Source organism: Nocardioides jishulii, from assembly GCF_006007965.1.
GTDB lineage: Bacteria > Actinomycetota > Actinomycetes > Propionibacteriales > Nocardioidaceae > Nocardioides > Nocardioides jishulii.
In genome coordinates this window covers 1,096,324-1,115,073 of record NZ_CP040748.1, presented here as the reverse complement: position 1 = coordinate 1,115,073, position 18,750 = coordinate 1,096,324, and the positions used below count along the sequence as shown (strand labels likewise).

The window sequence follows — 18,750 nt, the reverse complement described above, 5'->3', positions numbered from 1 at the left end:
CGTGAGGTGCGGTGGATCCGACTCAGGCGAGCACGGCGGCCGCGAGGGTGGAGAGCGGTTCGCTGAGCGCGTCCACGCCGTCCTTGAGCTGCTTCACGTCCTGGGTGTCGAGCTCGTCGTAGCCGACGAAGCCGTCCCCGTCACGGTACTGCGCCAGCAGTTGCTCCAAGGCGGTGAAGCGGGCGTCGAGCGTCTCGGCGAGCTCGGGGTCCTTGCTGTCGAGCACGGGGCGTACGCCCTCGAACGCGACCCGGGCCCCGTCGAGGTTGGCCTGGAAGTCGTAGAGGTCGGTCCGGCTCCAGTACTCCTCCTCGCCGGTCACCTTGCCCGCGGCGACCTCCTCGAGCAGGGCGGTCGAGCCGTTGGCGACCTGGTCGATGGTGAAGGTGAAGTCGTCTGCGTCGACGAGTCCGTCGAGCTTCTTGGTGTTGGCCACCAGGTCGGCGGCGTACTTCTCCCGCTCGGCCTGGGTGAGCGGGGTGTAGCCCTCGGCGCGTGCCGGCCACAGGTCCTTCTCCATGCGGTGCCAACCGGTCCACTCGTCGCCCTGCTCGACGTCGGCCTCGCGCAGGTCCATCGCCGGGTCGAGGTCGCCGAACGACTCGGCGACGGGCTCGATCCGCTCCCAGTGGATGCGCGCGACGGGGTAGAGGGCACGCGCCTCGTCGTCCTTGCCACTGGTGTAGAGCCGGGCGAACTCCTCGGTCCTCGTCAGCAGCTGGTCGGCCTGGTCCTGCACGTAGGCGCGGTAGTTGACCACGGCGGTGTCGACGAGCTTCTTCTCGTCGGCGGAGACCTCGACCTTCTCGTCGGAGGCCGAGACCGTGAAGTCGGCACGGATGCCGTCGCCCTTCATGCCCGGCTTGCAGGCGGTGACGTAGTCGCCCTGGGGCAGCTGGACGGTCAGGGTGCGCGACAGGTCGCGTCCGATGTTCTCGACCTCGCCGAGGATCTGCAGCCCGTCCTGGGCCAGCACGTAGAACTCCGTGACCGCGTCACCGGTGTTGGTCACCTCGAAGGAGACGGTGCCGGCCGGCACCTCGGCCTTGGAGACTTCGCAGGCGTCGGCGCTGGAGCTGACCGTAAGGGCTCGGGGGTCGTCGGCGTCGACCTTGTCGGCGCACCCGGCGAGCAGCAGCGACGACGTGAGGACCGCGGGAAGCGCGGCGCGGTGGAGCAGACGCATGAAGGGTTCTCCTGGCGAGATCAGTGGGACACGGAAGGGGACGGCTCCGCACCGGCGGCGGCGACGGGCGGCGCGGCACGGCGACGGGCGCCGCGCCAGAAGAGGACCATCGTGGGCACGAGGTAGGCGAACCACACGACGACCTGGAGGACGGTCGGATCGGGCTGGAAGTTGAAGATGCCCTTGAGCAGCGTCGCCGGCCACGAGTCGGGCGCCAGGGTGTCGCTGATGTCGAAGGCCTTGTCGTGGAGGCCCGGCAGGAACTCGGCCTCCTGCAGGTCGTGCACGCCGTACGCCAGCACTCCGGCGGCCACCACGATCAGGAAGGCGCCGGTCCAGGTGAAGAACCGGGTCAGGTTGATGCGGATGGCGCCGCGGTAGAGCAGGTAGCCGAGCACGACCGCGGTGGCGAGGCCGAGCGCGGCCCCCGCCAACGGCACCCAGGTGGCTTGCTGCACGCCACTCCCCTGCGCTCCCGTGCGGGTGGCGGACCAGAGGAACAGCGCCGTCTCGAGGCCCTCACGGCCCACAGCCAGGACGGCGATCAGGACCATCGACCACCATGGACCGTCGGCAGCGTCGTCGACCTTGCCGCGCAGCTCACCGCTGAGGGAGCGCGCCGCCTCGGCCATCCAGAAGACCATCCAGGTCACCAGGCCGACCGCGAGGATGGACAGCACACCTCCGATCGCCTCCTGGGCGCGGAAGGTGAGCTCGCGGGGGCCGAACTCGAGCACGGCACCGAAGGCCAGCGAGACACCCACGGCCAGCGCCACGCCGGCCCAGATCCGGGGCAGCAGGTGGCGCCGGTCGGTCTTGACCAGGTAGGCGATGAGGATCGTCACGACGAGAGCGGCTTCCAGCCCCTCACGCAGTCCGATCAGGTAGTTCGCGAGCACAATTCAGCACGCTACTCCTGAATTTAGGATTGCCTAACCTTTGATCACGAAACGCCACTGACGTGCACGCAGGGACGACGAAGGCCCGCCGCAGTGCGACGGGCCTTCGTACGGGTGGTTCAGGTGCTCAGCGAGCAGCAGAACTTTCGCTGCACGCCTGCGGGGCTCAACGTGCAGCAGAACCCTCGGTGTAGTCAGCGTCCTGCTGCTTCCACGCGAAGTGGCTGCGCAGCTTCTGGCCGGTGGCCTCGATCGGGTGGGCTGCACCCTTCTCGCGCAGCTCGAGGAACTCCTTGCCGCCGTTGTCCTGGTCGGCGATGAAGCGCTCGGCGAAGGCACCACTCTGGATGTCGGCGAGGACGGCCTTCATGTTCTCCTTGACGCTCGGGTCGATGACCCGCGGGCCGGAGACGTAGTCGCCGTACTCAGCGGTGTCGGAGACCGACCAGCGCTGCTTGGCGATGCCGCCCTCCCACATGAGGTCGACGATGAGCTTGAGCTCGTGCAGCACCTCGAAGTAGGCGATCTCCGGCTGGTAACCGGCCTCGGTCAGGGTCTCGAAGCCGTACTGGACCAGCTGCGACACGCCACCGCAGAGGACGGCCTGCTCACCGAACAGGTCGGTCTCGGTCTCCTCGGTGAAGGTGGTCTTGATGACGCCGGCGCGGGTGCCACCGATGCCCTTCGCGTACGACTTGGCCAGGTCCCAGGCCTTGCCGGTGGCGTCCTTCTCCACGGCGATGATGTCCGGGATGCCGCGACCGGCGACGTACTCGCGACGGACCGTGTGGCCGGGAGCCTTGGGGGCGACCATGATCACGTCGACGCCCTCGGGCGCGGTGATGTAGCCGAAGCGGATGTTGAAGCCGTGGCCGAAGACGAGCGCGTCACCCTCGTTGAGGTTGGGCTCGATCGACTCGGAGTAGAGCGTGCGCTGGTGCTGGTCGGGCGCGAGGATCACGATGACCTCGGCCTCGGCGGCAGCCTCGGCGGGCGTCAGGACGGTGAAGCCCTCGTCCTCGGCCTTCGCGCGGGACTTGGAGCCCTCGGGAAGACCGATGCGCACGTCGACGCCGGAGTCGCGCAGGTTCAGCGCGTGGGCGTGGCCCTGGCTGCCGTAACCGATCACGGCGACCTTCTTGCCCTGGATCAGGGTCAGGTCAGCATCGTCGTCGTAGAACATCTCAGCCACGGTGGGCTCTCCTTCTTGAGGGGTGCGGTGCTGTTGGAAATCTTCGCAACAGGCGGGTCGGGGTGTCCGCGCGGGGTGCCCGGCGGACGGTGTGTCAGACGTACGAGGGTCCTGCGACCGGCACGGACACCGGCTTGGCGGTGCGCTCGGTGATCGAGCGCGAACCGCGTCCGATCGCCACCATGCCCGACTGGACGAGCTCGCGGATGCCGAACGGCTCGAGCACCGCGAGGAAGTCGCGCAGCTTGTCGGAGTTGCCGGTGACCTCGATGGTCACGGCGTCGGGCGCCACGTCGACGACCTTCGCCTTGAACAGCTGGATGGCGTCGAGGACGTTGCCGCGGGTCTCCGCGTCGGCCTTCACCTTGACGAGGAGCAGCTCACGGCGCACCGAGGCGCCGCCGTCGAGCTCGACGATCTTGATGACCTCGACCAGCTTGTTGAGCTGCTTGGTCACCTGCTCGAGCGGGAACTCCTCGACGCTGACCACGATGGTCATCCGGGAGATCTCGGCGTGCTCGGTCGGGCCCACCGCCAGGCTGTCGATGTTGAAGCCGCGCCGGCTGAACAGGGCCGCGACGCGGGTCAGCACGCCGGGCTTGTTCTCGACCAGGACTGACAGGGTGTGCTTGCTCATCAGAGGTCGTCCTCGTCGAACTGGGGAGCCATGTCCCGGGCGTACTGGATCTCGTCGTTGCTGGTGCCGGAGGCGACCATCGGCCACACCATGGCGTCACGGTGGACGCGGAAGTCGACCACGACCGGCTGGTCGTTGATCTCCATGGCCTTCTCGATCGTGGCGTCGACGTCACCCTCGGACTCGCACGACAGGCCCACGCAGCCCAGCGCCTCGGCGAGCTTGACGAAGTCGGGGATGCGCTTGGAGTGCAGGTCGGTGTTGGAGTAGCGCTCGTTGTAGAAGAGCGTCTGCCACTGCCGCACCATGCCGAGCGACTCGTTGTTGATGATCGCGACCTTGATCGGGATGTCGTTGATCGCGCAGGTGGCCAGCTCCTGGTTGGTCATCTGGAAGCAGCCGTCGCCGTCGATCGCCCACACCGTGGCGTCGGGGGCGCCGACCTTGGCGCCCATCGCGGCGGGCACCGAGTAGCCCATCGTGCCCAGGCCACCGGAGTTGAGCCAGGTGTTGGGGTGCTCGTAGCCGATGAAGTGGGTGGCCCACATCTGGTGCTGGCCCACGCCGGCGGTGTAGATCGCCTCCGGCCCGGCGATCTTGCCCAGCCGCTCGAGCACGTACTGCGGGGCGAGGCTGCCGTCGGCCGGCTTGTCGTAGCCCAGGGGGTAGTTCTTCTTCGTCGTGGCGCAGAAGTCGATCCACTGCTCGTAGTCGCCCTCGCGACCCTGCTCGGCCTCGACCTTGAGCTGGGTGAGCAGGTCGACCAGCACCTCGCGGGCGTCGCCCACGATCGGCACGTCGGCGTGACGGTTCTTGCCGATCTCCGCGGGGTCGATGTCGGCGTGGATCACCAGCGCGTTGGGCGCGAAGGAGTCCAGGTTGCCGGTGACGCGGTCGTCGAAGCGGGCGCCCAGGCTGATGATCAGGTCGGAGCGCTGGAGGCCGGCGACCGCGGCGACGGTGCCGTGCATCCCGGGCATGCCCAGGTGCTGGGGGTGGGAGTCGGGGAACGCGCCCCGGGCCATCAGGGTCGTGACGACCGGGATGCCGGTGTACTCCGCCAGCGCGCGCAGCTCCTTCGCGGCGCGGGCACGGATGACGCCACCACCGACGTACAGCACCGGACGCCTGGAGGCGAGCATGAGGCGGGCGGCCTCGCGGATCTGCTTGCTGTGCGGGCGGGTGACGGGGCGGTAGCCCGGGAGGTTGATCTCGCTCGGCCAGGTGAAGCCGGTCATCTGCTGCAGGGCCGACTTGGTGACGTCGACCAGGACCGGACCGGGACGCCCGGTGGAGGCGATGTGGAACGCCTCGGCGATGGTGCGCGGGATGTCCTCGGGATCCTTCACGAGGAAGTTGTGCTTGGTGATCGGCATGGTGATGCCGCGGATGTCGGCCTCCTGGAAGGCGTCCGTGCCGATCAGCGAGGAGCCGACCTGGCCGGTGACGGCGACCATCGGGACCGAGTCCATGTAGGCGTCGGCGATCGGGGTGACCAGGTTGGTCGCGCCCGGACCGGACGTCGCCATGCAGACACCCACGCGGCCCGTGGCGCTGGCGTAGCCCTGCGCAGCGTGACCCGCGGCCTGCTCGTGCCGGACCAGGATGTGGCGGATCTGCCGCGAGTCCATCAGTGGGTCGTACGCCGGGAGGATCGCGCCGCCGGGAATGCCGAAGATGTGCTCGACACCCGCGTGCTCCAGTGATCGCACCAGGCTCTGTGCGCCGGTGATGGCGCCGCCCTGCTCGCTCATCTCTTGTTCTTCCTCACTGCCCTGCTCAGGTCGGCCGCCGGTCGGCGGCCGTCGTCGTGTGCCCAACAAAAAACCCCTCGGCCATCATCGGCAACGAGGGGTGACGCGTGTGTCTGGAGACGTTGTCTTCAGCTCACGCGTCGCGTGCGTACGAGAAGGTCCATGCGCATGGGCCATACGCTCGCTGCCACGGGCACCCGACGTCAACCTAGTGTGCCACGCGTCCCACATGATGAGCCGGCAGTCCCACCCCTCGGCACCGCTGGCGAGCGCGGTGTGAGGCGGACGTCACGCTTTCCTAGGATGTCGGCGTGACAACCGAGGAGCCCGAGGAGACCGGAGACGAGCGGGTGGACCAGCCGGAGCGCTGGTTCCTCAGCGAAGGTGGGCACGACCACGTCGTCGAGGTCAGTGACGCAGGCATCCGCAAGCGGGTGGTGTGGCGCCGCGGCGGGAAGACCGTGGCCGTGGCGTTGACGGCCGACGACAAGGCCCACCTCTCCGCCGGCAGCTTCCCCGACGACGTCCCGGAGTGGGACGCCGACCGCGAACGGCTCGCGGCCCTGCCCGAGGAGGAACGAGAAGCGCTGGGAGCCGTCTCCCTGCGGCTCCCCGCCCTGGTCGGGCCCACCCGCCGCGTCACGTGGCACAGCGAGCCCGCGAACGCCGCACTGGGTGTCGGCGGCATCGACCTCGCCCCGGAGGAGGGCTCCAGGGCGGCTGCGCGACAGGACTGGATCCGCCGGCACCCCCATCTGCACGCGCTCAGGGCAGGCCTCACCAAGGGGGGCGGCATCGTCGCCTCGCTGCTCGCGATCCTGGTCCTCACCCGGTGGGTGCTCCCCTGGCTCTCCCGGCTCGTCCCGGACTGGGACCTGCCCTCGATCAGGTGGCCCGACTGGAACCTGCCGTCCATCCCGTGGCCCGACATCAGCCTGCCCTCGATCCCGTGGCCGGACTGGGACCTGCCGGACCTCTCGCTGCCACCCTGGGTCGCGCTGCTCGTCAAGTACGGCGTCCCTGTGCTGTTCGCCGTCCTGTTGGCCGTCAACGAGGCTCGACGGCACCGCAAGCAGGAGGAGCAGCGCCGCGCCACCCGGCCGGCGACCGACGCGCGACGTGCAAGTGTCCCGGAGGCCGATGGCCCCCGGGACACTGACCGGGACGAGTCGCGCACCCCCACGCACGATCCCTCTCCCGGCAGCACCGGGACTGACTGACCCCCATGTCACGTGCCCCGGAACACCTTGCTGTCTGTCATCCAGACTGCCGCAGGGCACGACCACCGCACATCCGTGAGATCACCGATGTGCCCACGTAGGGGCGTACGGGGTCAGGTCGTCGTGTACTCGTTGAGGTAGCCGGACTTGTCCTTGCGACCCTGCACGACCATGGCGGGTGCGTTGCCTGCCACACGGGCCGGCCGGGCCACGACCCGGGAGCCACTCAGGTCCTTGGGACGTGAGCGACGGACGACCAGGGGCGTGCTGACGACGCCGGTGGCACCGTTGACGACCTGCTGGCCGCGCGCGCCGCCGACCTTGGCGTGCGTGAGCTTGGCGGCCAGCGACCGCATGCCGCCCCCACGGCGGCGTACGCGACGCGCGCCCTCGGCGACGAGCAACGCGGTGTCGTGGCCCAGCAGGGCCCAGGCGTCGGGACGCCCTCCGACCTGGCGCTTCCAGCGACGGGCGAAGTCGCGTGCGTGCGAGTTGCCCTGGTCGTACGCCCACGCGGACGCCGTCCAGGCCCCGGCGCGGGCGAGCTCGGCGCGACCGGCCGCGCCGAGCTCGAGGCTGAGCGGGTCGACCACGATGCTGCCCTGGAAGCCGGCGCCACGGCACGCCTTGACGATCTCCACCGCCCGCTGCTGGGTGGCGTGCACGCTCACGACCGCCGCACCGCTGCGGCGCGCCTGCTGGGCGGCCTCGTCCAGGCCCTTGGTCGCCTGGTGCGTGATCGCGCGACCGACGACCCGACCGCCTGCCCCGCTGACACCTCGCTGCAACGCGTAGACGGAGTCGTAGCCCGCGTCCGGCGCCGCGACGATCGTGAAGACCGAGCTCCCCAGGCGACGGGCAGCGAACTGCCCCATCGCGAAGGCCGACTGCCAGATCTGCAGTGAGTTGACGACCACGCCCTTGAGGGACGAGGCGTTGACGTGGGCACCGGAGTTGGCGACCACCAGCGCGACCTTGCGCTCCGCGCAGAGCTGGGCCACCCGCGGCAGGGCCACGCCGGAGATCGCCGCGACGAGCACGTCGACGCCTCCGTCGAGCACCTTCAGCGCCTCGGCGTGCTCCGTGCCGGGTGAGTGCACCGTGCGGCTGCGCAGGGTCACCTTCTCGTCCGCCCGGCCGAACCCGATGCGGAGCCCCTTCAGCAGTCGCTGCCCCGCGTGGCCGTCCCCCACTCCGGCGGTGAGCAGGACGCCCACGCGCAGCGACTTCGCCGCGTGGGCCGGAGCGGCCTCGAGGGTGAGCGCCGCACCGGTGAGCGCACCTCCGGCGAGGACGCCGCGGCGCGAGACGGATGCGTCGGTGATCGCGGTGAGGGTCATGTCGGGTCTTCCTGGAACGGGAGGGAGTGGGCGGCGCGTCACGGGCGCGGCGGGAAGACGCCCTGGAGGGCGATGCAGTAGTTCATGGTCAAGTAGGGCTGCATGTTGTTGTGCGGCAGGGAGCCACCGGTGGGGGCCAGCGTCTCGGGTGCCATGGCGACCTCGCTGCCACCCGTCCCGTAGAGGTCACCCTCTGGCGGAGTAGCGAGCGCGGCGTTGGCCGAGGGCGTACGCGAGGTCGCCTCGTCCGGCGAGACCCGCACCGTGTGGGTGTGGACCGGCATCTCCGACTCCAGGAGCGTGACCGACTCGACTCCCCCGGTCTCTCCGAGGAAGTGCTCGCTGAGGCCGGGCCCCTGGCCGGGGGCCATGGCCGCGGATCCCTGGAGGTTGGGCAGGGCGAAGGTGGACCTGCCGTCGCCGCCGTAGGTGGTGCCGAGCAGGGCGAAGAGAGCGGTGTTCTGCGAGATCGGCAGGAGCTGGCCGTTGCAGAAGGCCCACCCCGTGGGTGGGAAGTTGAAGGGGAAGGACCGGATCTCACCGACGAACTGGTCGGACATGTCGACTCCTGGGGCTGAGGGCGGACGGGGGCGGACGGGGGGGCTGGGACGGCGAGGTCAGCTCTGGCTGGGATAGATGCCGTAGAGGCTGATCACGAAGTTGACGACCTGGTAGGGCATGACGTTGGTGTGCGGCTGACTGCCGCCCGCCGGCACCAGGGTCGTCGGAGCCAGAGGGGTACCAGGGGTCGCTCGAGGGGCGTACGGCCGCGCACCGGGCGGGGTGGCGAGCATCCCGCCCCCCGGCAGGTCGAGCGTGCCGGGGCCGTCGGAGACGACCAGGGCATGAGTGTGGTTCGGCATCTGCTGGGTGGTGAGGGTGACCTCCTCCACGCCGGCCATCTCACCGATCTGGTGGGTCGTGCCGTCCGGGCCAGTGCCCATGTGGACCGGCACACGCCCTCGCAGGTCAGGGAGGGCGAAGGTCTCCTGCCCGTCCCCTCCATAGGTGGTCCCGATGACATTGAAGAGGGTGTCGTACTCCGAGATGGGGAGCAGCTGTCCGTGGCAGAACGCCCATCCCTGGGGCGGGAAGTTCCACGCGCCGAGCCGGATCTCGCCGACGTAGGGTGCCATGTGTGTCTCCTGCTCAGTTCTGGCTGGGGAAGATGCCCTGGAGGGCGATGATGTAGTTGAGGACCGTGTAGGGCTGCATGTTGGTGTGCGCCTGGCTGCCCCCGGTGTTCGTGACGCTGGCCGGGTTCAGCGCGGTCAGCGACCCTGTGGCCACGGCGGGCAACGCGTAGGCGTCGGGCACGGCCGCGAGTGACTGCGCCGGTCCCGGGTCCGCGTTGCCGGGGCCCGTGCGCGCCACCACCCCGTGGGAGTGCTGGGGCAGCTGCTGGACGCTCAAGGTCACCGCCGTCGCGCCGGCCGCCTCCCCCATCGTGTGTCCGTTGCCCTGGTGCAGCAGCACCCGCCCCCGGAGGTTGGGCAGGGCGAAGGTCGTCTGCCCGTTGCCGCCGTAGGTCGTGCCCAGGAGCGCGAAGAGCGCCTGGTTCTGGTTGATCGGCAGGGGCTGGCCGTTGCAGAAGGCCCAGTTCTTGGGTGCGAAGTTGAACGACGTCAACTTGATCTCGCTGAGGTACGGCTCTGACATGGTGGTTCCTTCCGGAGAGGCTCAGAGGACGGGCTGGACGCAGGCGTCGGTCACGGTCCGGGCGGCCGTGAGCGCCCGGATGATGGACATGCCGTTGCGATAGGCCAGGTAGCTCGAGACCCCCGAGGACGTCCAGTCGCCCCCGAACCCGGGCAATGCCAGGGCGCCGCCCACCGCACTGAGATCGATGCCACCCTGGTTGGCTCGGGCGTCGAAGCAGGTGGTTCCGGACGTGGGGACGCCGGCCACACCGCTCCTGACCTCGGCGGCGCCCGTCCCCGTCAGGGCGTTGGAGACCGCGGTGAGGTTGAGGACGCTGCCGCCGCGTGCGCCGATGGCCCGGAACGGCAGGCCACAGGCCGAGCCGGTGTTGCCGGAGACCAGCGCCGTCACGGTGACGCTGCCCTCGGCGTCCACCAGCACGGCGGGGGCACCGGCACACGCTCCCCCGGAGCCGAAGGTGTTGTTGATGGCACGACCCTCCAGGACCGCGCCCGAGGGCGGCAGGTCCGTGGGCCCGTTGGCGGTGAGGACGATGCCTGCCCCGTCGACCCGCTGGATCTGGTTGCCGGAGACGTCGAAGAGCAGCTTGGCTCCGCGCCATGCCGACCCGCCGCCGTTGACGACGATGCCCTGTCCTGATCCGGTGCTGCCGGTGCGGGCGAGGGTGTTGCCGGTGATCGTCGCTCGCGACGTCCCGCTGCCGCGCCCCACGACCTGGACCTGGTCGCCCTTGTTGTCGGCGAACGTCGACCCGGTCACGGTCGTCACGACCTGTGCGGAGCCGAGCGACTCGACGCGTACGCCGTCGCGCGCGCTGCCGGTGGTGCCGGAGCCCGTGACGGTGCTGGAGTCGACCAGGACGGACGCGTTGCCCGACGTGGCCGTGACCACGACGCCTGAGTCTCCGGCGCCGCTCACGGTCGACGAACGGAGCTGCAGGTCGGCCCCCTCGGCGGCGCCGGTCACCAGCACGGCGTCACCGGTGGCGCCGGTCACCGTCGAGCTGAGGACCTTCAGCGGCCCGGCGAGGCCGGTGGCGTGGATGCCCCGCTGCCCGGTGCTGACCAGGTTGACCCGGTTGAGCTCGAGCGAGACCCGACCGTCGGTGACCACGGGGGTGGCCGCGGTGAGGGTGCCGCCGCTCCCGGCGGTTCCTGTGCCCTGCACGACGACGGGTTGTCCTTGGACGCCCCGCAGCCGCAGGCCGTAGCCCGTGACGGTCGACGGGACGTTGAGGGAGTCGAGCTTGAGGCCGCCGGCGCCGATCGTCACTGAGTCGACGTTGACCGGCCCGCGGACCGTGTTGCCCGCCGCTCCCATGGTGAGGGTCCCCCCGCCGGTGGCAGTGAGCGCAGGCTGACCGCCCGCGCGGTTGAGGGTGACCCTCCCGGCGAACGTGGTCACCCCGGAGTTGCCGTTCAGACTGACCGACGGCCCGGTGACGTCACGGTTGAACGTGACCGGTCCACCGAGCTGCGCGAGGGTCACGGACCCGCCGGTGATCTCGCCGTCGACAGTGAGTGATCCACCGCTGCGCGCGGTGGCCTTCAACGCCTCACCGGCCGACATGGTGATCGGAGCTGCGAGGACGAGGTCCCCGCTGAGGCCAGTGGCCGTGCCCTGGACCTCGACGCCGACGCTCGCACCCTCGATCCGGCTGGCGGAGGTGACGGTGACCGCGCCCGAGTTGCGGATGCTCACCGCGGCCCCGTTGACCGCACGCACGCGTACGCCTTCGACGGTGCCTCCCCCGTCGATGACCACGGCGGTGGTGCTGCCGCTGACGGAGATCTGGGCGAGGTCCGAGGGCACCGCCGCGATGAGCCCGGGCAACCCGGCCTGGGCGCCGCGCAGCGTACGACCGCGGTTGATGGTCACCGCGCCGTAGGTGCCGTCGGCGAGGTAGACCTCGTCCGCGGCGTGGCCAGCCGGCACCTGGGGCACGGAGGCGATGGCGTTGAAGTACGACTGCGACGTGCCGTTGCCGCCAGCGCTGGCGCTGTCGTCGACGTACCAGACGAGCCGCTGACCGATCTCCAGGCTCAGCGTCGCCGTGGAGGTCAGGCCTGAGGCGCTGCTGCGCACGGTGTAGACGACCGTGTCGGTGAGCGCCCGGTCGCCCGCCTTCGGGTCGTAGGTGAAGGTGCCGTCGGAAGCCATCGTCACCGTGCCACCGCGAGTGGTGGTCAGGGTGCCCGCCACGGCGCTGAGCGAGTCCTGCGGCCCGACCTTGTCCTCGGGGTCGGTGTCGTTGGCCAGCACCGAGTCGCTCACGACCTTGCGGGTGTTGCCGACGACGCCGGTGACCGTGTCGGAGGTGGTGACGGGGCCGTACACGACGTCGGTGACGGTGACGGTGACGGTGCGTCGTACGACCCGTCCCCAGGCGTCGGTGACCTTGACCTTGACCGTGAGGCTGGGCTGGGTGTCGAAGTCCAGCGGCCCCCTGGTCTGCACCTCGTTGCCGACGACCGCGAACAGGTCGTTGTCGCTGCCGTTGACACTCGTGCCGTCGAGGGCATAGGTGTAGGGCGTCCTGCCACCGGCTGCGGTCAGGGTGGAGACCCTCGTGCCGGCCGGGAGGCCCTCCGCGATCGCGCCGTCAGGAGCGTCGAGGGTGGGCGTGGCCACCACCTGGACGCTGTAGCTGCCCGAGAGCTCCTGGCTGACCGGCGGCGTGCCCCACGTGTCGTGGGCCTTGAACGGGATGGTCCGGACGCCAGGCGGGAGCGCGCTGAGGTCGTCGGCGACGACCAGCTGCTCACCGTCGAACCGGAAGTAGAGCGCGTTGATCCCGGTCACGCTGAGCTCTGGCTTGCGCGCATCCGGGTCGCTGACGGAGATGTACCCGAGCCCGTTGCCCACCGGCGCGTCGGCGTAGACCGTTGTGGGCGTGGGCATCGTGAACCACAGCGACTGCTCGTTGACGTCGCCCACAACGATCTCGACGGTGCGCGAGACGGTGTCGCCGTCGGCGTCGGTCACCGCCACCCGGGCCGTCAGCGTGGAGCCGTCGACCTCGAAGTCGAGGGCTCGCTTGGTCTGCAACTCGTTGCCGACGACCTGGAAGAGCGCGTTGTCCTCCCCCGCGCCGTCGAGGGCGTAGGTGTGGGGCGCCGTGCCGCCGCTGGCGACCAGGGTGCTGACGCGCGTCCCGGCGGACTGGTTCTCATTGACGGAGCCGTCGGGGGCCGACAGGTCTAGCGGCTGCTTGAGCTGGATGGTCAAGGTCTTGCGGTAGCTCTGCGCAACCGCCGGGCCTGGGCCGGTGGTCCAGCTGTCGGCGGCCAGCAGCGTGACCTGGAGCTCGAAGACGCCGAGAGTGCTCAGGTCGCGAGCGACCCGCAGCTCGTCGCCCACGACGGTGAAGTACCCAGCTCCCGACTCGGTGGTCGAGACGTCGGTGATGGCGGGCTTGCGGGCGTCGGGGTCGACCGCGGTCAGGGTGCCGACCACGGTGCCGACGGCCACCGCAGGGTCGACGACCGTGCTGGACAAGGTGATGTCGGTGGTCGGCTCGTTGACGTCGATCGCCGCCAGCGTCCACGAGTGCTTGACCAGGTGGACCCCGTCGGTGAAGCCGAGGCACAACCGCATCTCGTTGCGGGTGGGGTCCTCGAAGTCGAGGCCCGGCGAGAAGATTGCCTCGCCAGTCGTGGCATCGAGCGTGAAACGCGCGTTGTCGTCCACGAAACCGTCGCAGGTCTCGAAGGTCCACGTCAGGGGGGTGCCCTCGGGGTCGACAGCCTCGGGCCTGATGCCGTTGGAGACGCCCTCGAGCGACTGGTTGCTGCCATGACTGTAGAACGGCGGCTCGTTGACGTCGGTGATCTCGACCGTCACCTCCCGCAACCACTGCCGGCCGCCGGCATCGGTCACCCGGACCTGGACGACGTACTCGTCGCGGGTCTCGTGGTCGAAGGTGCGGGCGGAGCGCACCGTCGAGCCCGCCACGGCGAAGTCCGCGGGCGCGACCACCTGGTAGGTGTACGGGCCGGCGCCGACACCGCTGAACACCAGCTCACCCACCGCGGTCCCGCTGGGCGAGTTCTCCGCGATCGAGTCACCGGAGAGTGCGAGCGTGCCGCGGCTGTCCTGGCTCACCGTCACGGTGAGCAGCTGCTCGTACGTGTGCGTCACGCCGCCCCAGGTGTCGGTGACGCGGACCTTGACGGTCTTGTCACCGGAGACGCCGAGCAGGTCGCCGGCCACGCGGACCTGACCGCCGGCCACGGTCAGCAGGCCGCTGTGGTTGCCACCGGGCACCTCTGTGAAGGCGTGGGGCTTGGTGGCGTCCACGTCGGTCGCGGAGAGCGTGCCGACCGCGTCACCGGGAGCGGCCGAGTCGAGCACGGTGGCGTCACTGAGGGCGATCGCCGTGGGCGCGTCGTTGCGGTCCAGCAGCACGACGGTGAACGTGCGCTCCTGGGTCAAGGTGCCGTCACTGACGGCGACACGCACCTGGCGGGTCGGGCCGGCCTCGAAGTCGAGGGCGCCGACCGTACGCAGCGTGGAGCCGGCGATGGCGAACTGGGCGTTGTGCGTGTCCCCTGCCCCCGCCACGAGGGCGTACGTGAGGAACGCGCCCGCGTCGGGGTCGCTGGCCGACAGCGTGCCGACGCTGGCGTCGACCACGTTCTCCGCGACCGTCGTCGACGACAGCGCGAGGCCGACGGGCGCCTCGTTGACGTCGGCCACGGTCACGTCCAGGGCGGCGGCGAAGAGGGCCGACCCACCGGCGAAGACCTGCACCTCGACGGTGCGGGTCGGGGTGGACTCGTGGTCCAGCACCGAGAGCGTACGCAGCTCGTTGCCGGCGGTGACCTGGAAGTCGTCGTTGTCGCGAGCCCCCGGGACGAGGACGAACGTGTACGGCCCGGCGGTCATCGGGTCGGTGTAGGTGAGCGCACCGACGCGGGTGCCCGCGGGGGCGTTCTCGTCGACCGTCATGGAGTCGAGCGCGACGGAACGGGCGCTGAGCAGGTCGATGCGCACCGTGCGGATGAGCGAGGCGTCCTGCGTACGGTCAGCGGCCCAGGCGTCGTCGACGCGCACGCGGAGGTCGACCGAGCCGGTCGAGAGACCGGTGAGCGAGCGGGCGACCTTGACCTCGTCACCGTCGATGGTGAAGAGGCCGTGGCCGGAGTGGGTGCCCGCGACCGAGACGTCGGTGAAGGCGTGCGCCTTCGTCGCGTCGACGTCGGCGGCGGCCAGGGTGCCGACGACGTCGCCGACCTCGGCGTCCAGACGGATCCGGGTCGGGTCCAGCGTGATCGCCGTCGGGGCGTCGTTGCGGTCGACGACGGAGACCGTGAACGAGGTGCCGGCGCCGGTCAGCGATCCGTCCGAGGCAGCGATGCGCACGGAACGCGTCGCCTTGGCCTCGAAGTCGACGCCGCCTGCCTTCGTCCGCAGCGTGCCGTTGCTGATCGTGAAGAGGTTGTTGTTGTCGGCGTCGCCCGCACCAGTCACGAAGGTGTAGGTCAGCGGGTCACCGTCGGGGTCGTCCGCCGCGAGTCCGCCGACGCGCGCGTCGGCCGTGTCCTCGGCGACGGTGAGCGAGTCCAGGGTGACCAGGGAGGGGACCTCGTTGACGTCGTCGACGGTGACGGTGAGCGCTCGCTCGACCCTGACGGTGCCGTCGTGGGCCTCGACGCGCACGGCGCGCTCCGCCCCGGCCTCGAAGTCGAGCCCGGCGCGGGTCTTCAGCTCGTCGCCGTCGACCACGAAGGCCGCGTTGTCGGCATCGCCGGCACCGCTGACCAAGGTCCAGGTCAGCGTGTCGCCGTCCTGGTCGTCGGCGCCCAGCGCGCCCACGACGGTGTCGGCGGCGTTCTCGTCGACCGTGCTCGGGGTGAGGGCGATGCCGGTCGGGGCATCGTTGCGGTCGTTGACCGTGACGGTGAGCTGCCGCGACGCGGTGAGCGTGCCGTCGCTGACCAGGACCCGCACGCTGCGCGTGCCGGCTGCCTCGAAGTCGAGTCCGCCGCGGGTGCGCAGCTCGTCACCGACCACGGCGAAGAGGCCGTTGTCGGCGTCGCCCGCGCCGGCGACGAGGCTGAAGTCGAGCGTCGTACGGGCGTCGGGGTCGACGGCCGACAACGTGCCGACGAGCGCGTCGACAGCGTTCTCGTCGACGTCGTCGTTGTCCAGCGCCGGGAGGCCGGGAGCCTCGTTGACGTCGTTGACCGTGACCTCGAGGACCTTCGTGGACGTCAGGCCGCCTCGGTCGCTGACCTCGACCCGCACTGAGCGCGTCGCGCCCGCCTCGAAGTCCAGGCCCGCCTTCGTACGCAGCTCGTCACCGACGACCTCGAAGTCGGCGTTGTGGGTGTCCCCCGCGCCCCCGACCAGCGCGAACGTCAGCGCGTCGCCGGCGTCCACGTCGGCGGCCGACAGCTCGCCGACCGTGCCGGTGACGTTCTCGTCGATCTCGTCGTGGTCGAGCGCCAGGGCGGTCGGCGCCTCGTTGACGTCGAGCACGGTGACGGTGAAGGTGCGAGCGACCTGCTCCCCCGCACCGTCGGCGACCCGCACGCGGATGCTGTGGGAAGCGGCGGTCTCGTGGTCGAGGGACGCCTTGACCACCAGCTCGTCACCGTCGATGTCGAAGCGACCGTTGCCGCCGTCGCCGGCGCCCGCCACGAGGGCGTACGTCAGTGCGTCGGCGTCGTCCTCGTCGCTGGCGGAGAACCGGCCGACGACGGTGCCGACGGCGGAGTTCTCCTCCACCTCGTCGCGGTCGAGGGCGAGGTCGCGCGGGCCATCGTTGAGGTCGTTGACCGTGATCGTGACGGCCCGTTCGGCGGCTGCACCGGCGGAGTCGGTGACCCGCAGGCGGACGCTGCGGGTCTCAGCGGCCTCGTGGTCGAGGGCACGCGCCGTCACCAGCGTGGCGCCGTCGACGGCGAAGAAGGAGTTGTCGGCGTCGCCGGTCCCGGCCACGAGGGTGAAGGTCTGGGTGTCGTCGGCATCCTCGTCGTCGGCGTCCAGCCGACCGACGACGGTGCCGAGAGGCACGTTCTCGTTGACGTCGTCCTTGCTGATCCGCAGGCCCGTCGGAGCCTCGTTGACGTCATCGACCGTGACGGTCAGGGTGCGCTCGAAGGTGAGTCCGCCGGCATCGGTGACCGCGAGCCGCACGCTGCGGGTGGCGGCTGCCTCGTGGTCGAGCGGTCGCTTGACCCGGAGCTCGTCGTCGACGACCTCGAAGAAGGAGTTGCCGCCGTCGCCGGCGCCGGTGGTCAGGGCGTACGCGAGCGTGTCGCCGCGGTCGGGGTCGGTGCCCGTGAGCGTCGAGACCAAGGTGCCTGCGGGAGCGTTCTCCTCGACGGTGTCACCGTCGGTGGCCAGGGCGGTGGGGGCCTCGTTGACGTCGATGACGTGGACGCGGACCGAGCCGGCGAGGGTGACGCCCTCGGAGTCGGTCACCTCGACGCGAACGGTCCGGGTGTCCTTCTCCTCGTGGTCGAGCGGGCGGCTGCTGACGAGCTGGTCGCCGCGGACCCCGAAGTCGTCACCGTCGGCGCCGGGCAGGATCCGGAACGTGTAGGGCGCACCGGCGTCGGGGTCGGTGACCTCGAAGGCGCCGACGAGCGTGTCGGCCGCCGCGTTCTCGACCACGATGTCGCGGCTCAGCGCGACGGAGGTGGGGGCCTCGTTGACGTCGGTGACGTCGATGGTGACGTCCTGGGTCTCGGTCAGGCTTGCGCGGTCGGTCACCACCAGGCGGACGGAGCGCTGCGGGGTGACCTCGTGGTCGAACGAGACCGCGGTGAGGAGGCGGTTGCCGTCGACCTCGAAGTCGGCGTTGTCGAGGGCTGATCCGTCGAGCGCGTAGGTCAGCGCGTCGCCGCGGTCCGGGTCGGAGGCGCTGAGGGTGCCGACGCGGGTGCCCACAGGGGCGTTCTCCGCCACCTCGGTGCCGTCGAGGGCGAGGTCGCGGGGGGCCTCGTTGACGTCGGCCACGGTCACCGTGAAGGGGCGGACCAACCTGCCGCGGCGGAAGTCGCGGACCAGCACGCGGACCCTGAGGAGGTCGCCCGCCTCGTGGTCGAGGTCGGCCCGCGCGAGCAGTCGGCCGTCGGCGATCCGGAAGAGCGAGTTGTGGGTGGAGCCGGCTCCGGCGACCAGGCTGTAGCGCTGGATGTCACCGGGGTCGATGTCGACGGTGTTCAGGGTGCCGACGACGGCGTCCTTGCCCGCGTTCTCGTCGATGACTCCCCCGCCCAGGGTGAGCGAGACGGGGTGGTGGTTGCGCAGCGTCCACGACCTCTCGGGGCGTACGCACTTCTTGGGCTTCGGCGCCCACCGCACCTGCTTGCCGGGGACGGCGCAGAAGAGGGTCTTGTTGTTGGCCAGGCCGCGCTGGCTGAAGCCGCCGCGGGCGTCACAGGTACGGAAGGACCTGAAGGACTTGAGGACGCCGCGAGGCATGAGGCAGAGCTGGGTGGGGTTCTTGACCTTGAACTCGACCTTGGTGCTGCCGGGGGCGCACTTCGCGCCCTTCTTGAGGTGCTTGACCACGCGCGACCCCTTCACGATGCAGCCCTGCGTCATCGGTGTCGCGTTCTTGAGGCGGCCCGGGCCGTACGCGGGTCGCGGGTCGAGGGCCACGCTGCTCTCGACGACCGGGACGGCAGCCTCGACCCCGGGGGTCGGCACGACCGCGAAGGCCGAGAGGAGCATCGCGACCAGCACCAGGGGTGCGAGACGGTGCTGGCTGGACGAGGACGAGCGATGCTCAGGCATGCGTGAAGTGACCTTCTGTCAACGAGATGAGACAAACCCCCCGGGCGGAGCATGCCAAGAGGCCCGCCCGGGCGTCCCCGGAACGGGCCTCTCAGAAGGTAAAATTTTG

General features: G+C 70.4%; 11 protein-coding genes. 1 reads left to right on the top strand and 10 read right to left on the bottom strand.

The window, feature by feature from the left end:
- Window positions 1-22: 22 nt before the first annotated feature.
- The 5 genes from efeO to FCL41_RS05205 form a co-directional block, all read right to left on the bottom strand.
- Window positions 23-1,186, bottom strand: a complete 1,164-nt coding sequence (efeO, locus tag FCL41_RS05225; RefSeq protein WP_137066405.1) for an iron uptake system protein EfeO — start codon at window positions 1,184-1,186, stop codon at window positions 23-25.
- A gap of 20 nt (window positions 1,187-1,206) precedes the next feature.
- The gene (efeU, locus tag FCL41_RS05220; protein ID WP_137066403.1) at window positions 1,207-2,085 is read right to left on the bottom strand and encodes an iron uptake transporter permease EfeU; all 879 of its coding nucleotides are present in this window, start codon (window positions 2,083-2,085) and stop codon (window positions 1,207-1,209) included.
- 166 nt (window positions 2,086-2,251) lie between these two features.
- Window positions 2,252-3,277, bottom strand: a complete 1,026-nt coding sequence (ilvC, locus tag FCL41_RS05215; protein WP_137066401.1) for a ketol-acid reductoisomerase — start codon at window positions 3,275-3,277, stop codon at window positions 2,252-2,254.
- Window positions 3,278-3,371: 94 nt separating this feature from the next.
- Window positions 3,372-3,914 (bottom strand): acetolactate synthase small subunit, encoded by a 543-nt coding sequence (ilvN, locus tag FCL41_RS05210; protein WP_137066399.1) that lies wholly within the window; start codon window positions 3,912-3,914, stop codon window positions 3,372-3,374.
- Complete coding sequence (locus FCL41_RS05205; RefSeq protein ID WP_137066397.1) at window positions 3,914-5,668, bottom strand: acetolactate synthase large subunit; 1,755 nt, start codon at window positions 5,666-5,668, stop codon at window positions 3,914-3,916. Before FCL41_RS05205 ends, ilvN begins: the two co-directional genes overlap by 1 nt.
- A gap of 311 nt (window positions 5,669-5,979) precedes the next feature.
- Between FCL41_RS05205 and FCL41_RS05200 the strand changes: the two genes are divergently transcribed.
- Entirely contained in the window at window positions 5,980-6,888 is a 909-nt protein-coding gene (locus FCL41_RS05200) for a hypothetical protein (protein ID WP_137066395.1), read from the top strand.
- Window positions 6,889-7,001: 113 nt separating this feature from the next.
- Here FCL41_RS05200 and FCL41_RS05195 read toward each other — a convergent pair whose 3' ends face one another.
- From FCL41_RS05195 to FCL41_RS05175, 5 genes are read right to left on the bottom strand one after another with little or no spacing between them, the layout of a single operon-like run.
- The gene (locus FCL41_RS05195; protein ID WP_137066393.1) at window positions 7,002-8,228 is read right to left on the bottom strand and encodes an ABC transporter substrate-binding protein; all 1,227 of its coding nucleotides are present in this window, start codon (window positions 8,226-8,228) and stop codon (window positions 7,002-7,004) included.
- A gap of 38 nt (window positions 8,229-8,266) precedes the next feature.
- Entirely contained in the window at window positions 8,267-8,788 is a 522-nt protein-coding gene (locus FCL41_RS05190) for a phage tail protein (protein WP_137066391.1), read from the bottom strand.
- A 57-nt stretch (window positions 8,789-8,845) separates the two neighbouring features.
- The gene (locus FCL41_RS05185; protein ID WP_137066389.1) at window positions 8,846-9,364 is read right to left on the bottom strand and encodes a phage tail protein; all 519 of its coding nucleotides are present in this window, start codon (window positions 9,362-9,364) and stop codon (window positions 8,846-8,848) included.
- 13 nt (window positions 9,365-9,377) lie between these two features.
- Complete coding sequence (locus FCL41_RS05180) at window positions 9,378-9,887, bottom strand: phage tail protein (protein WP_137066387.1); 510 nt, start codon at window positions 9,885-9,887, stop codon at window positions 9,378-9,380.
- Between the two features lie 21 nt (window positions 9,888-9,908).
- Window positions 9,909-18,641 (bottom strand): cadherin domain-containing protein, encoded by an 8,733-nt coding sequence (locus FCL41_RS05175; protein ID WP_137066385.1) that lies wholly within the window; start codon window positions 18,639-18,641, stop codon window positions 9,909-9,911.
- Between the last annotated feature and the right edge of the window lie 109 nt (window positions 18,642-18,750).

What these genes read in the sequence shown, in the direction of transcription:
- efeO (WP_137066405.1), bottom strand. Translation starts at nt 1,186, where the DNA reads ATGCGTCTGCTCCACCGCGCCGCGCTTCCCGCGGTCCTCACGTCGTCG.
- ilvN (WP_137066399.1), bottom strand. Translation starts at nt 3,914, where the DNA reads ATGAGCAAGCACACCCTGTCAGTCCTGGTCGAGAACAAGCCCGGCGTG.
- FCL41_RS05205 (WP_137066397.1), bottom strand. Translation starts at nt 5,668, where the DNA reads ATGAGCGAGCAGGGCGGCGCCATCACCGGCGCACAGAGCCTGGTGCGA.
- FCL41_RS05195 (WP_137066393.1), bottom strand. Translation starts at nt 8,228, where the DNA reads ATGACCCTCACCGCGATCACCGACGCATCCGTCTCGCGCCGCGGCGTC.
- FCL41_RS05190 (WP_137066391.1), bottom strand. Translation starts at nt 8,788, where the DNA reads ATGTCCGACCAGTTCGTCGGTGAGATCCGGTCCTTCCCCTTCAACTTC.
- FCL41_RS05185 (WP_137066389.1), bottom strand. Translation starts at nt 9,364, where the DNA reads ATGGCACCCTACGTCGGCGAGATCCGGCTCGGCGCGTGGAACTTCCCG.
- FCL41_RS05180 (WP_137066387.1), bottom strand. Translation starts at nt 9,887, where the DNA reads ATGTCAGAGCCGTACCTCAGCGAGATCAAGTTGACGTCGTTCAACTTC.
- FCL41_RS05175 (WP_137066385.1), bottom strand. Translation starts at nt 18,641, where the DNA reads ATGCCTGAGCATCGCTCGTCCTCGTCCAGCCAGCACCGTCTCGCACCC.